The sequence below is a fragment of the Acinetobacter sp. YH16042 genome (genome assembly GCF_013417245.1).
GTDB lineage: Bacteria > Pseudomonadota > Gammaproteobacteria > Pseudomonadales > Moraxellaceae > Acinetobacter > Acinetobacter amyesii.
Map to the genome: position 1 here is coordinate 42,986 of NZ_VPEJ01000021.1, position 14,197 is coordinate 57,182.

The following is a 14,197-nucleotide window of genomic DNA, read 5'->3' on the forward strand; positions in this document are numbered from 1 at the left end:
AAATCAGCAAATCAGTATAAGCCGATATTCACCTACATTTTCTACAGGTGCGCGGTGTACACAAGGCAAAACTTGCTGTGTAGGATGATCCACCGCTAAACGCCAAAGATGACCATTGCCTAGATTTACAGGCACAGCATTTTCTTTGAGCTGATAATGTAAATCAAAAAAATATTCCGCTAAAAAATCATCAAATTCTGAGGTAGGGCCATCGTACAAATCTTTAAGTTGTTCTCGTATTTTAGGAATTAAGATTCTTTGTGTCACTTGATCATTTGGCACAATATCACTGGAAGCACCATAATATGTACATAAAAAGGTATCGGTAGCGATAGGTGATCGATCGACATGAAAGGAATAAACATCGGTTGAGATGAAATCGAATTCATCATCTCGTTCATAACATTTGAGCAAGTTCAACGAAGGTGATGCACCAAATTCTGTTAATTGTTGCAGATCATTTAAAATAACTTCTCTGGCTAAATGGCCTTGCGATGAAAGTGTTAACTTCATCAGATCATCTATAGAAATTTCGGTTATATTTTCAATCAGTTCGAGTTTTTCGACTATTTCTTTAAAGTCGCCTTGTATGCTGCGTTGCCAGCAAAGCGCATTCATTTGACCTTCGAAATGACTATGAATCAATTCAGAAAATGTAGTGACTACACCAATTTGAGGATGCTGGGAAAAAGTATTGCTCATAATAGGGATCAATTTAAATCTGAGGCGAAGATACTGCGTACAAGGAAGTGCTAGAAGGATTAAGCAGTTTTATTCTATCTTAAACCATAAACTGCTATACAAAATTATTCGAGCATAGGCATTCATCGTTACGCTTTCTGTTTGGCTTTTTGGCGTAAGACATACAAATATAAGCTTTCTACTTTTTCACGTGCCCAAGGTGTAGTACGTAAGAATCGTAGTGATGATTTAACGCTTGGATCTATGCAAAAACATCTAATTTCAATTTTGCGGCTTAAGCTTTCAAAACCACCGTAGTAATCCAATAATTCATCCAAGATGTCAGCAAGTTTTTTGCCGTGTAAAGGGTCATTGGAGGTGCTCATATTAGATCAATCATATTTTGGGAGACCATTATTATAACCTGAGCGAGTTGAAAAAATGAGAGGGTTTGAATTTAAACATCAGGAACGTCAGATTCGCCAATTGATAAGATTCTGATTTCGGCATAACGTATATTATGTTCATTAGCGTACTCGGCATCGTGAATGATAATTTTACAGATTCACGATGTCGAGCTGTGGCAACGGATGCGTTGTGTAGGCCACAGTCTTGGATATGCTATTTAACATAATATATATTATACGAAATAGTATAATTAAGACTTTGATATTTAATATTTTTTAATTTATTGGTGCTTAAGTCTTTCATCTGTGTAACAAACTTGATTTGTTGCTCTTACACATCAAACATATTTTGTGCCGCCAAGATCCTACGCAATACTGACAATATTATTTGTCCTGCTACAATCCTCAGACAAGAAAAAAGCCATAACAACGATTGCTATGGCTAATTCACATTAATTTCTATATTTAAATCAGCCTACTGTTTACCTGATTTTTGATTTATGAAGATTTAATTTCTTTACTGCTAAATGCTTTTGTTTTTTGCTCTATTTGATCCGGCTTTAAAAATGACGACGCAATAATCGCAATCACTGCAAAGCCTGAAATATAGGCAATAATTAAATTGGGGCTTCCATCACCAATACTCAACAATTTCGTCGCGATTAATGGAGCTAAACCACCACCTAGCACGCCTGCAAATTGAACTGAGATTGAAATACCGCTATAACGTATTTCTGCTGGAAATTGGCGTGAAAATAACTGTGACTGCGGCGCATACATCAAAGGAAAAACTACGCCAATACCAATCACAATGGCCGTCCAAACCAATACAGGATCCTTGGTATTTAACATTGCAAAAAATGGATAGCTGTATAAAGCCAGTACGCATAAACCAAATCTGAACATGTTTTTTTGCCCAACTTTATCAGACAAATGTCCAAAAATTGGCGTAATAACCATGATGACTGCAGCACCACAAATCGTTGCAAACAAGATATCTTGCCTAGGAATATTTAGCTGTGTGGTGGTATAGGCTAAAGCAAATGTCGATGCCAAATAGAACCAAGCATTTTCAGCAGCTCGAGATAAAATAATCGTAATCAACTGCTTAGGATGATTTTTAAACACTTGTTTTGCTGGAACTTTAATTGATTTGGTTTGCGCTTTAACTTTTTCAAAGTCTGGTGACTCAGGCACTTTTACTCGGATATACCAACCTACAGCCAATAAAATAATGCTGGCTAAAAATGGTAGACGCCACCCCCAGCTAAATAGTGCTTCTTCAGGCAACATTGAGACTAATCCTAAAGCCACCGAAGCGAGTAATAAACCACCACCTGTACTGGCTTGCGGTAAACTTCCCCAAAAGCCTTTTTTACCCGCTGGCGCATGCTCTACCGCCATGAGGACTGCTCCGCCCCATTCTCCACCCATGGCCATGCCTTGTATAAATCTTAAAATAATTAAACAGACCGTTGCCCAATAACCAATGGTTTCGAAAGTCGGTAACAACCCAATCATCACCGTTGGAATACCCATCAACATTAGTGTGACCAATAACATTGATTTACGACCAATTTTATCGCCAAAATGGCCAAAAACAATTCCACCAAGTGGTCGACCAATAAAGCCTACAGCATAGGTAGCAAATGCTGCCAATACGCCCGTTAACGGATCAAGATTTGGGAAAAAAAGTCGATTAAATATTAGTGCTGCGGCAGCACCGTAGATAAAAAAGTCATACCATTCGATGGTTGTACCCACCATACTGGAAATACCCGCTAAACGATGCGAGGACTTGGCTGGTGGAGCTGTATTTCCCTGTACATTTTGCATTGTTATCTTCCTTATTCTGCAAGATATTTCTATGTTGCATTTTCACGATGCCTGGTTTATGTGATGATTTTCTTCTTGAAAATCAATATTTTTAGATCTTATATGTTTAATTTACGCTGAGTCACTTGTTCATATCGAATAACAAATTGAATATGAATATTACCCAAGTGTTTGAACCGTTAAAAATATAAACCAACTGATTAAATAGATATTTCCTCCATTATTTTGTCTAAAGTCGGACTAGATTGTTGCCACTTTGGCTGCTTGTCTTTATCCACAATTAATGCGCGAACACCTTCGACAATATCGCCATGTTGAAACCAAACATCTTGCAAATGTCGTTCAATTTGCATGCATTGGTTTAGTGAAAGACTTCGACCTAAATGTTGGAGTTGCAAACTGATCCTTTTCGCGATTGGAGATCGTTGTTCCAAGGTATTGCGTATTTTTAACGCCCACGCTTGAGCATCATTATGCTGTTCATTTTCAAGACTATTTTCAATGGCATCAATGCTCTCAAAACCAAAATGCTTACGAATTAAATCTGCATTCTGACTAAGTTCACTTTCCGCTGGTCGAGTAATATATTTCGCAATCAATTGTTCAATATTTTCTTTGCTGAGATGATTGGAATTTCTTAAATCTTCTTCTAATTGAACAAGTTGCTCACTCGGAACATGGTAGTCAATCAAATCTAGATACAACGCATCGCTAGCACTGATTTGATCGCCCGTAGTTGCCATGTACACACCAATATCATCTAAACGTGATAAAAAGTGTGTCGCAGCCACATCTGGGAAAAATCCAATGGCAGTTTCAGGCATGGCAAATCTAGATTTTTCGCTACTCACAAGCACATGACATGCTTGCGCTAAGCCAAATCCACCGCCAAGTACATAGCCATCGAGTATGACAATAATGGGTTTTTCATACGCACGAATGGTGTTCAGCATTTCATACTCAGCTTGAAAATAAGCTTGATGATCATCTCTACCATTCATATAACTATCATAGAGATAGCGAATATCTCCACCTGCACAAAATGCTTTGGGACTATTTGAGCGAATAAGCACGGCATGAATATTGGTTTGATCAGCCCATAGTGCTAATTGCTGTTGAATCCCCTGAATCATTTCCAAAGACAAGGCATTTAAACTTGCCACGCGATCTAAACTGATTTGGCCTAAATGTCCATGTTCTTCAATCATTAAGTTATTTGTACTCATATCCATATAATCCTTTTTTATTTTTAATTGTCTTTAAAATTGGCTTGGCGCTTTTTAACAAATGCTTGCATGCCTTCTTTTTGGTCTTGAGTGGCAAAAATCGAATGGAATGTTCTGCGTTCAAAACGCAAACCTTCTTGCAAACTGACTTCAAATGCACGGTTAATTGACTCTTTGATCATCATGGTTACCACCACAGATTTTTCGGCTATTTTTTCAGCAGCTTTTAAGGTCTTTTCGACCAACTCCTCTTTAGGAAAGACTCGAGCAACTAAACCACTCTGCTCTGCTTCTACTGCGCCCATTTGTCTGGCAGTCAGACACATTTCCATGGCTTTGGCCTTACCAATAGCAAGCGTTAAGCGCTGTGTACCACCTATTCCTGGAATTACTCCCAAAGTCACTTCTGGTAAACCGAATTTTGCATTATCGGCACAGTAAATAAAGTCGCACATGAGTGCTAACTCACAGCCTCCACCTAACGCATAACCACAGACAGCTGCGATTAAAGGTTTACGGCGCTGAGCAATTCGATCTGCCAGATGAAAAAAATCATCCAAATAAATATTCGGAAAACTCAGTTCAGCCATTTCCTTAATATCTGCACCAGCGGCAAAGGCTTTTTCTGAACCTGTAATAACCATACAGCCAATGGAAGAATCTCTGTCTAAATCATCTAAGGCCAAATTAAGGTCTTGAATTAATGTGCTATTTAACGCATTTAAGGCCTGAGGACGATTTAAAGTAATGAGTCCAACACCCTTGTTCTTTTCGAGTAGAATCGTTTCAAATTGCATGTAATATCCCTATATTTGTTCAATATTTATAAGTAGGCTTCGCCTGAAGCCTTGTCGTTTTAAATGTCTTAATGACCACGTTATAAGCTGCGAGCAATCACTAAACGTTGGATATCACTTGTGCCTTCATAGATTTGGCAAATACGTGCATCACGATAAATACGCTCTATAGGGAAATCTTTGAGATAGCCATAACCTCCAAAGACTTGTAATGCTGCGGAGCAAACTCGTTCTGCCATTTCAGATGAAAAAAGCTTGGCCATAGACGCTTCATTTAAACAAGGTTGTCCTGCTTCTTTTAAACGTGCCGCGTGATATACCAATTGACGTGCGGCCTCTATTTCTGTTGCCATACTTGCCAATCTGAACGCAACTGCCTGATGTTCAAAAATTGGTTTACCAAAGGTAATACGCTCTTTGGCATATCGGGTTGCTTCTTCTAATGCTGCACGTGCAAGACCAACCGCTTGCGCCGCTATACCAATACGACCGCCTTCTAGATTTGATAAGGCAATTTTCAAACCTTCACCTTCTTTTCCTAACATTAGGCTTTCATGCACTCGCACGTCTGTGAGTGCGATTTGGCAGGTATCTGAGGCATGTAATCCAAGCTTTTCTTCAGTACGAATCACTTCATAACCGGGTGTTTCTCTTGGAACAATAAAAGCACTCATGCCTTTTTTCCCTGCACTCGGATCAGTCACAGCAAAGACAATAATGACCCCTGCATTATGTCCAGAGGTAATAAACTGCTTAGCACCATTAATCACCCATTCATTGCCATCTTTAACTGCACGAGTTTTAATGGCAGCAGCATCTGAACCTGTATGCGGCTCAGTTAATGCAAATGCACCGATCATTTTGCCTTGTGCTAAAGGCACTAAATATTTCTGCTTTTGTTCTTCTGTGCCAAATTTAGCAATAGGAACACAGCCTACCGAGTTATGTACACTCATAATGGTTGAGGTTGCCCCATCGGCCGCGGCAATCTCTTCTAAAGCCATAACATAGGCAAGATTACCTGTATCTGAACCACCCCATTCATCTGATACCAACATACCCAATAAACCCAGTTCTCCCATCTGCGCTAATGCCGCTTTGGGAAAGGTTCCGTGTTTATCCCATTCAGCTGCTTGAGCTTTAATTTGTTCCTGTGCGAAACTGCGTGCCATGTCCTGAATTAATAATTGTTCTTCGGTAAATTGCATCTTATCTTCCTGTACATCAATCAATTGCTTTCATCCACTTTGAAAATGACTAAAACTGAATGAAAGCTTGATTTTGATCCTGATTGTTCGGCATTAATTAAGGGTTAATCGTTGCGTCATTTAACTTGCATGCTGCGTGGATTGTTTCGCAATCTCTTGATTTCTTAATAAGAAACGCTGAATTTTTCCACTTGGGGTTTTTGGTAGTTCTTGAACAAACTCCACCAATCGTGGATAAGCATGTGCAGATAAGCGCTTTTTCACAAATTGACCCAGCTGCTCTGCTAATTCTTCTGACGCTGTGACATGCTCAGCTAAAATCACAAAAGCTTTTACAATTTCTGTCCGATCCGGATCAGGTACACCAATGACCGCAGCTTCAATCACTGCATCATGCTCAAGTAAAGCGCTTTCTACATCGAATGGCCCAATACGATAACCTGATGTTGTAATCACATCATCATTACGACCAACGAAGCTCATACTGCCATCTGCGTGTAATTCTGCGGTATCACCCGTGAGGTAATAGTGCTTTACAAAGGGTGACTTACGACTTTCTTTATAGCCACCAAACCACATCATCGGTGATTGACTGATATCGACAGCCAGTACACCCGGTGTACCTGCAGCCAGCTCTTGTCCTTGTTCATCAACAACCGCCACGCGATATCCCGGACTGGCATAACCTGCGACACCTGCGCGAATATCATGTTGTAAACCATGATGATTACACACCACCATACCGACTTCAGTCTGCCCATAATGGTCAAAGATGGGTGCATCTAAAACTTGTTTAAACCAGCGGAACACTTCAGGGTTAAGTGGCTCACCAGCACTACTCACGACACGAAATTTGCCTTTAAGTTTTGCCATTTGTTCAGGATCAGCCGCCATCATCATTCGATACGCTGTCGGTGCGCCTGCAAGGTTCGTCACCTTGTAGTCATCTACGATCTGACACAAACTATCAATGCTAAAACCACCTTCGTAAAAGAGTGTTGCATGTCCAAGTAAAAGTGGCCCAGTAATTCCGTAATACAAACCATAAGCCCAACCCGGATCGGCAATATTCCAAAATGAATCATCTTCACGCAGCCCTACCGCATTTTTCATATATTGACCAAAAGCGATTAAGGCTTTGAGCGGGACTTCTAATGGTTTTGCAGGACCTGTGGTACCTGAGGTAAACATTAGAAGAAATGGATCATTGATGCTCTGTAAGACGAAGTCGCACGCTGTAGACTGTGCTTTGACTTCATCCCAAAAGTTTAAATCCCCCTGCTGAATCCCTTGACCCGCTCGATCTGCAACAGTAACGATTTGGGGACAATGTGCAACTTCATCTAATTTACTACGATTACCAACATCGCTAATCACCAATTTGCTTTGTGCAAGGTGTAAACGATGTTCAATAGCTTTGGGGCCAAAGGCGGTAAATAGCGGTTGATATACAGCACCTATTCGCCAAGCCCCTAAAATCACCACAAGTAATTCAACTGTACGGGGTAATAAACCCGATACACGATCACCCTTTTGCACACCCTGTGACTTTAAAAAATTGGCAAATTGGCTTGACCACTGTTGCAGCTCTGCAAAGGTATATTGTTCTTTCCGCCCATCTTTACCTTGCCAATACAGTGCAACCTTATTTTGATCAATCGCATGACGGTCGCAGCATTCATAACATGCATTTAATTGCTCTAAAGAGCCTGATAGCATTTCTTTGGCAGCATGATTTAAGTCAAATGCCTTTGCAACATCTTGATAATTCGACATCTTCTCTACCTCAGTCTCAATTTATTGTTATTCCGACACGAGTGTTAGTATTTTTAGCCATCCCTAGGCTAGATTGGTGTTCAATGTGATTCAGCGTCCTTAGGCAAGTATTGCTGCACGATGCTGGAAAAATCTAAGTGTGCATTACCTTGTAAACACAGCTGTTGATACATCTGCTGAACTAGTCCGCCTAAAATAATCGGCTGTTTGACTTGTCCTGCGGCTTCTACAGCCAATCCTAGATCTTTCAACATCAACTGCGTTGCAAAACCATCGGTATAGCCGCGTCCAGCGGGTGCATTTGCTGAAATACCCGGCCATGGATTACATACATCCGAACTCCAGCAACGTCCACTCGAACTATTCACCACACCGGCTAGGGCTTGAGGATCAATCCCCAGACGTGCTCCAAGCGCCATACCTTCAGCAACGGCTGCCATGGAAATACCAAGAATCAAGTTATTGCAAATTTTCGCAATTTGGCCTGCACCCACATCACCACAATGCACAATGTTTTTACCCATGTGGCCCAATACCGCTTTGGTTCTTTCAAAGGTTTGATCATCTGAACCGACCATAAAGGTTAATGTACCTGCCTGAGCACCAATAGTTCCGCCTGAAACAGGGGCATCACAGATTTTTATCTGATGTGCAGCACCCACCTCAGCTATATCCTTAATGGTTTGCGGATCAATGGTACTGCTATCGATACATAAGCTTCCTGCTTTCATTACCGCCAATACACCATTTTCTCCCAAGTACACCTCTTTGACATGCTTGGCAGCAGGCAACATGCTAATCACGACATCTGCTTGTTTCGCGGCATCTTGTGGGCTGTGGCAAACGATGCCACCTGCTTCAGTAAAATGCTGAATCGCAATTTCACTTAAGTCGAAACCGTAAACCGTAAAACCTGCTTTGAGTAGGTTTTGGGCCATTTTTCCGCCCATGTTTCCTAAACCGATAAAGGCAATATTCATCCTTGAACTCCTAAATTAACGTAGGTTAATGGTGGTATTCACTTCACCTTTTTCTTGTGTATCTTCGAACCAACGACTGGTGATGGTTTTAGTTTGTGTATAGAACTGAACTGCTTGCTTACCATATGGACCTAAGTCACCCAGTTTTGAACCACGCGATCCTGTAAAACTAAAGAAAGGTACAGGTACAGGAATTGGAATATTGATACCCACTTGACCAATATCGATATCACTTTGGAATGTACGAGCAACTGCACCACTTTGTGTAAACAGTCCAACACCGTTGCCGAATGGATTAGCATTAATCAATTCAATCGCCTGCTCCAAAGTATCGACATGAATAATGGCTAAAACGGGCCCAAAGATCTCTTCGGTATAGATGCGCATATCGGTTGAAACTTGATTAAAAATCGTCGCTCCGACAAAGTTTCCTTGCTCATAGCCAATGACTTGAACATCACGACCATCCAGCAACAGTTCTGCGCCTTGTTCTACACCGCTTTGAATTAAATCCAATACACGTGCTTTTGCGCGAGGTGAAATGACTGGGCCAATATCGGTATTCGGTTCATGGCCTGCATTGACCTTCAGCGTTTTGGCTTTTTCAACCAGTTCATTGACCCATTCTTTACTTTCACCAACCATGACAGCAACCGACAAAGCCATACAACGCTGACCTGCCGCACCGAATGCTGCACCAACGAGGGCATTTAAAGTTTGTTCTTTATTGGCATCCGGCATTACCACGACATGGTTTTTAGCCCCCATCATCGACTGCACACGTTTTCCATGCTGTCCTGCAAGGTTATATACATGTGTACCAACGGCTGTAGAGCCTACAAATGAAATGGCCTTAATAGCTTGATGTGTGCATAAACGATCAACAACGTCTTTACCACCATGCACTACGTTTAATACACCTGCTGGAATACCGGCTTCAATCGCAAGTTCGACAAGCATCATGGTCGATAATGGATCTTGTTCAGATGGCTTTAAAACAAAGGTATTTCCACTGACAATGGCCATTGGGAACATCCACAGTGGAATCATCGCAGGAAAGTTAAATGGCGTAATTCCTGCACATACACCCAAAGGTTGCTGCAAAGTATAGGTATCCACACCACGTGCAACACCTTCTATATATTCGCCCATTTGAAGTGTGCCAACCGAACACGCATGCTCAACGACTTCTAAACCACGTTGAATATCACCTTCAGCATCTGCAAGCGTCTTTCCTTGCTCAGCAGTCAGTACCCGGGCAATGTCTTTCATATTGCTACGGATCAGATCTTGTAGCTTCAGCATAATGCGCATACGTGCTTGAACAGGCGTTAAGCGCCATGTTTTAAAAGCCTCTTGCGCTGAAGCAATCGCTGCATCCACTTCTTCCATAGTCGCCATTGGAACACGACCCAAAACCTCTTGAGTTGCAGGATTTAGAATGTCTTGCCACTCTGTAGTGTTTGACTCTATAAATTTACCGTTAATTAATAATTTAGCCGTCGCTGACTGAATATTTGACATGGTGTTCATGACCTCTCCATAGGCACTTATTGTTTTGTACTGACTTAGAAAATATCCAAAAGCCTTATATTTATATTTTCCAATTCACTTCAAACTAGCAAAGAAAATTTTGACTACCAATAGAGATTCACGCACGATTGATGTGCAAATATGCACAGGGATGACAATAACAATGAAAGTAGATTGGGATCATTTACAGTATTTTTTGGTTTTGGCTCGTGCGAAAACCCTAACCAATACCGCACGAATTATTGGTGTTGAGCACAGTACGGTTTCTCGACGTATACATGCGCTAGAACTGGCTTTAGGCACACCATTATTTAAACGTGAAGCCACAGGTTATGAGCTCACTTTAGAAGGTTTGGCACTGGTTCCTCGCGTTGAACAAATGGAACAGGCTTTTTTACAAATCGAAAAACCTAACCAACCTATGCAAGGTCGTGTGCGAATTGGCACACCCGAAGGGTTTGGAACAGCATTTTTGACACAGCTCTTGGCAGAATTGTCCAAAAAATACCCTCTATTGACTATCGACCTTATTCCTGTCCCGAAAATGATCAAACTTTCACATCGTGAAGCAGATATTGTTATTTCCATCGATCGACCGAAATCAGGACCTTATATTATTACTCGACTGGCAGACTATTGTTTAAAGATTTATGGCAGTAAAGAATACTTAAAAAACACGCAACCCATTCATACATTAGAAGATTTAAAATCACATACCTTTGTGAATTATATAGATGATTTAGTCTATAGCCCTGAACTGTATTGTTTAGAACGTTTACCTATTCAGCTCAATGCAAACTTTAGAAGTAGTAGTATTTTGGCTCAACAAATTGCCGTGAGTGCGGGTGCAGGATTGGCAATATTGCCCAAGTTTTTGGCCGAGGAAAAACCCGAATTAGAACAAGTCTTGGCGCAAGATGTTCGTTTTGTGCATACCTTTTGGATGCTGACCTTAGTCGATTTACAGCATGAGCCGCGCATTAAGCTGGTCTGGGACTTTTTGAGAAAAAGAACCGATCAATATCATAGTTTATTAATGGATTAAGTCAGGATGGCTGCTTCTAAACTATAACTGTTATAGAAATTTAGATGAATGTTGTATCTATGCTTTCAAGTGATATACCCCAATAATCACCTATAACCATTAGGGATTTAGAGTACATCTTATGAGCAATCAAGAGCCTAAAAAACCGCAAAAATATGCAGACAGTGAAATTTCAGATAAGGCCTTTAAGCGTGCCATTATTTGGTTCTCGATCTATGTGCTTTTATTCTGTATTGGTGTAGCGTTTGTCGTTGGTGCAGATAATTCCTATCTACCTTAAGCGATAATCTATTCGCTTATTGCAACTCGCTATTGCATGTATATCTTACATTTCATGTTTGCTCATGATCAGTTCATAATGAATTGATCATTAGGCCAAATAAATTGGTTTAAATTTGAATTTTAAAAAAGCTTGTAAGTCTACATTTACAAGCTTTTTTGCATTTTTAAAGTGATAAAATTACTTGCCCATCTGAATCTCTTATGCAGGACTTTGCTTTTTAACTTGGTGCTGTAGATGTGTTTGAATATATTCACCGTAGACCGACATTTTTTCAAAGATGTGTTCTGAATAAAACATGTCTTCTACCAAGACTTGCGCACGATCAAATTCATATAAACCCAATCGTTGTAAAATTTTGGCGTTAATAAACGAAAATTTTTGGCATAAATCGAGATATTGCTGATCTTTGTCTTTAAATAGCAGCTTTAACATATTGATTTTATTTAGATCAAAGTCAATCGGTTCAGCTTTATCCGCCAAGACATGGATTTCAACATCTAAAAATTCAGCGAGCTGTTTTAATTTTTCTAAGTCGATATGTAGATGTGTAATACATATGATTTTGGAAACCTTCGGATTACATAAGCTATTGATCAAACTAAAATAGAAGTATTCTGCTGGCGATAATTGTTCATTATGTAGCTCAATGTAGACATTTAGTCCCGATAAAACATCATCAACTTTAAATGCGCTAAGTTTAGCCTCAGCATGGTAATAACGATTTAATATTGCAACATTTTCAGGGCTTTGTGGTGTAGCGTAGATCACCTTCTGATTCAAATTCGCTAAGATAAAGGGTGCAAATAAGAAAGCTGCATTTTCAGCCTTGGCATTCATATGCTCCTGACAAATACTGACATAGCCCACTTGCTGTACTTGTCGTAAAATTCGACTGCGTAAAAGTACTGCTTCTAAATTAGTATGCTGTTGTTGCAACAGATGCAGCGTTGAATCTGTCAATGGAACACCCACCAGTAAATGTTGTAACAGTTCTAATTCACTGGCTTTAAACATAGTCAACTCCCTAACTTCCATACCATTTGACACCACAAGTGTTGTGGTCAATGCACCTTATAAAAAATTCAAGCTTAAAACTAGATACAGTGAATTTGAAAAAACATATAACAGTACCGACCCATCTGTTATAAAAATATAATGCTGGGAAACTTTTACTGATATATTTATAACAGAATCTTGACTTGTTGATGACTATGTATAAATCGGAACAGCTCGCACAGCACCTACGTCAACTGATTGAAAATGGCACTTTAAAAGCGCACGAAAAACTTCCGTCTTTACGTGAACAAGTGCAGTTGTCCGGCTTTAGTTTAATCACAGTCATGAATGCATATCAGGAATTAGAATCGCGTGGCTTAATCTATGCACGTGAAAAATCAGGCTACTATGTGGCGCAAGGCTTACTCGAAATAGAAGCTGAACACACTCAGATCGTGTCCTTAAACACACCGGTTGAAATTAACTCTCTGGTCTTTAAGTATTTAAAATCAATACAAGATGAAAAAATCGTTCCCTTGGGTTCAGCTTTTCCAGCTCAAGACATTGTTTTTTCTAAAAAGTTAACCCAAATCATGGGGCAAATTTCCCGAAATCCCAAAAGTTACGATGCCATTGATAATCTTCCACCCGGAAATTTAGCCCTTCGTAAGTTGATTGCACAGCGTTATTGCATGCAAGGCATTGCCACAGATCCAGAGGATATTGTGATTACCTCAGGCTGTATGGATGCGCTGAATCTTTCCTTACAGGCCATAGCCTCACCGGGTGACTATATTGTGTTACAGCAAAATATTTTCTATGGCGCCTTGCAAGCTGCAGAGCGCTTAGGCCTTAAAGTGGTGACCTTACCTGAACATCCACAAGACGGTTTTGATTTAACCGCGTTTGAACATATTTTAAAAACTTATCCCGTCAAGATCTGTTGGCTGATGCTGAATTCGCATAATCCTGTGGGCTTTACAGTGAGTGATGAAATCAAGCAAAAAATTGCCGTGTTATTACACCAATATCATGTGCATTTAATTGAGGACGATGTGTATGAGGAAATGCATTATGCCTCTAAGAAGCCCGTTTCAATGAAATATTTTGACCAAAATAATATGGTCTTACATTGCTCTTCTTTTTCTAAAACGTTGGGCGCTGCATTTCGGGTCGGTTGGGTGCATGCGGGTAAATATTCTCAAGCGATTCAACACTTACAGCTTATGAGCACGATTTCCGTTAATACCTTATTGCAAAATGCCTTGGTGGAATTTATTTCAAATTATCATTATGAAAAACATTAGATCTCTTTCATAAATCAAAAAACGATCTTCTTTTTGGTTAATATTTGCACTCCGGATTTCTTAGCATTCGTGCATAATCTGCGGATGAAATACATCGATTCAAACAAGCTTTCTGATCCTCA

The 14,197-nt window shown here is 40.1% G+C and carries 12 protein-coding genes and 1 pseudogene; 3 read left to right on the forward strand and 10 right to left on the reverse strand.

Annotated elements, in window-relative coordinates; all coding sequences use genetic code 11:
- Positions 1-3: 3 nt before the first annotated feature.
- From FTV37_RS13315 to FTV37_RS13355, 9 genes are all read right to left on the reverse strand, one after another.
- Positions 4-702, reverse strand: coding sequence for a DUF1826 domain-containing protein (locus tag FTV37_RS13315; protein WP_180004439.1), 699 nt, complete (start codon positions 700-702; stop codon positions 4-6).
- 128 nt (positions 703-830) lie between these two features.
- A complete protein-coding gene (locus FTV37_RS13320) occupies positions 831-1,067 on the reverse strand; it encodes a VF530 family DNA-binding protein (protein WP_180004441.1) in 237 nt (78 codons plus the stop codon).
- A 519-nt stretch (positions 1,068-1,586) separates the two neighbouring features.
- Positions 1,587-2,924, reverse strand: a complete 1,338-nt coding sequence (locus tag FTV37_RS13325) for an MFS transporter (RefSeq protein ID WP_180064083.1) — start codon at positions 2,922-2,924, stop codon at positions 1,587-1,589.
- Between the two features lie 200 nt (positions 2,925-3,124).
- Positions 3,125-4,156 (reverse strand): enoyl-CoA hydratase/isomerase family protein, encoded by a 1,032-nt coding sequence (locus FTV37_RS13330; RefSeq protein ID WP_180064084.1) that lies wholly within the window; start codon positions 4,154-4,156, stop codon positions 3,125-3,127.
- Between the two features lie 17 nt (positions 4,157-4,173).
- Positions 4,174-4,947 (reverse strand): enoyl-CoA hydratase, encoded by a 774-nt coding sequence (locus FTV37_RS13335; protein ID WP_180064085.1) that lies wholly within the window; start codon positions 4,945-4,947, stop codon positions 4,174-4,176.
- A gap of 80 nt (positions 4,948-5,027) precedes the next feature.
- Positions 5,028-6,155: an acyl-CoA dehydrogenase family protein gene (locus FTV37_RS13340; RefSeq protein WP_180064086.1), complete on the reverse strand. Its 1,128-nt coding sequence runs from the start codon at positions 6,153-6,155 to the stop codon at positions 5,028-5,030.
- A 120-nt stretch (positions 6,156-6,275) separates the two neighbouring features.
- Positions 6,276-7,931: an AMP-binding protein gene (locus tag FTV37_RS13345; protein WP_180064087.1), complete on the reverse strand. Its 1,656-nt coding sequence runs from the start codon at positions 7,929-7,931 to the stop codon at positions 6,276-6,278.
- A gap of 80 nt (positions 7,932-8,011) precedes the next feature.
- Positions 8,012-8,911, reverse strand: a complete 900-nt coding sequence (mmsB, locus tag FTV37_RS13350; RefSeq protein WP_180064088.1) for a 3-hydroxyisobutyrate dehydrogenase — start codon at positions 8,909-8,911, stop codon at positions 8,012-8,014.
- Between the two features lie 15 nt (positions 8,912-8,926).
- Positions 8,927-10,444 (reverse strand): CoA-acylating methylmalonate-semialdehyde dehydrogenase, encoded by a 1,518-nt coding sequence (locus FTV37_RS13355; RefSeq protein WP_180064089.1) that lies wholly within the window; start codon positions 10,442-10,444, stop codon positions 8,927-8,929.
- Between the two features lie 163 nt (positions 10,445-10,607).
- On the opposite strand from FTV37_RS13355, the gene FTV37_RS13360 reads away from it, so the two are divergent.
- Together FTV37_RS13360 and FTV37_RS13365 are read left to right on the forward strand one after the other, a co-directional pair.
- A complete protein-coding gene (locus FTV37_RS13360; RefSeq protein ID WP_078193328.1) occupies positions 10,608-11,489 on the forward strand; it encodes a LysR family transcriptional regulator in 882 nt (293 codons plus the stop codon).
- Between the two features lie 121 nt (positions 11,490-11,610).
- Positions 11,611-11,769 (forward strand): hypothetical protein, encoded by a 159-nt coding sequence (locus tag FTV37_RS13365; protein WP_168379604.1) that lies wholly within the window; start codon positions 11,611-11,613, stop codon positions 11,767-11,769.
- A 201-nt stretch (positions 11,770-11,970) separates the two neighbouring features.
- Here the strand turns inward: FTV37_RS13365 and FTV37_RS13370 are convergent, their stop codons facing one another.
- Positions 11,971-12,786, reverse strand: a complete 816-nt coding sequence (locus FTV37_RS13370) for a hypothetical protein (RefSeq protein ID WP_180064090.1) — start codon at positions 12,784-12,786, stop codon at positions 11,971-11,973.
- 197 nt (positions 12,787-12,983) lie between these two features.
- Between FTV37_RS13370 and FTV37_RS13375 the strand changes: the two are divergent.
- A pseudogene (locus FTV37_RS13375) lies at positions 12,984-14,072 on the forward strand (PLP-dependent aminotransferase family protein); the annotation flags it as partial.
- Positions 14,073-14,197: the final 125 nt, after the last annotated feature.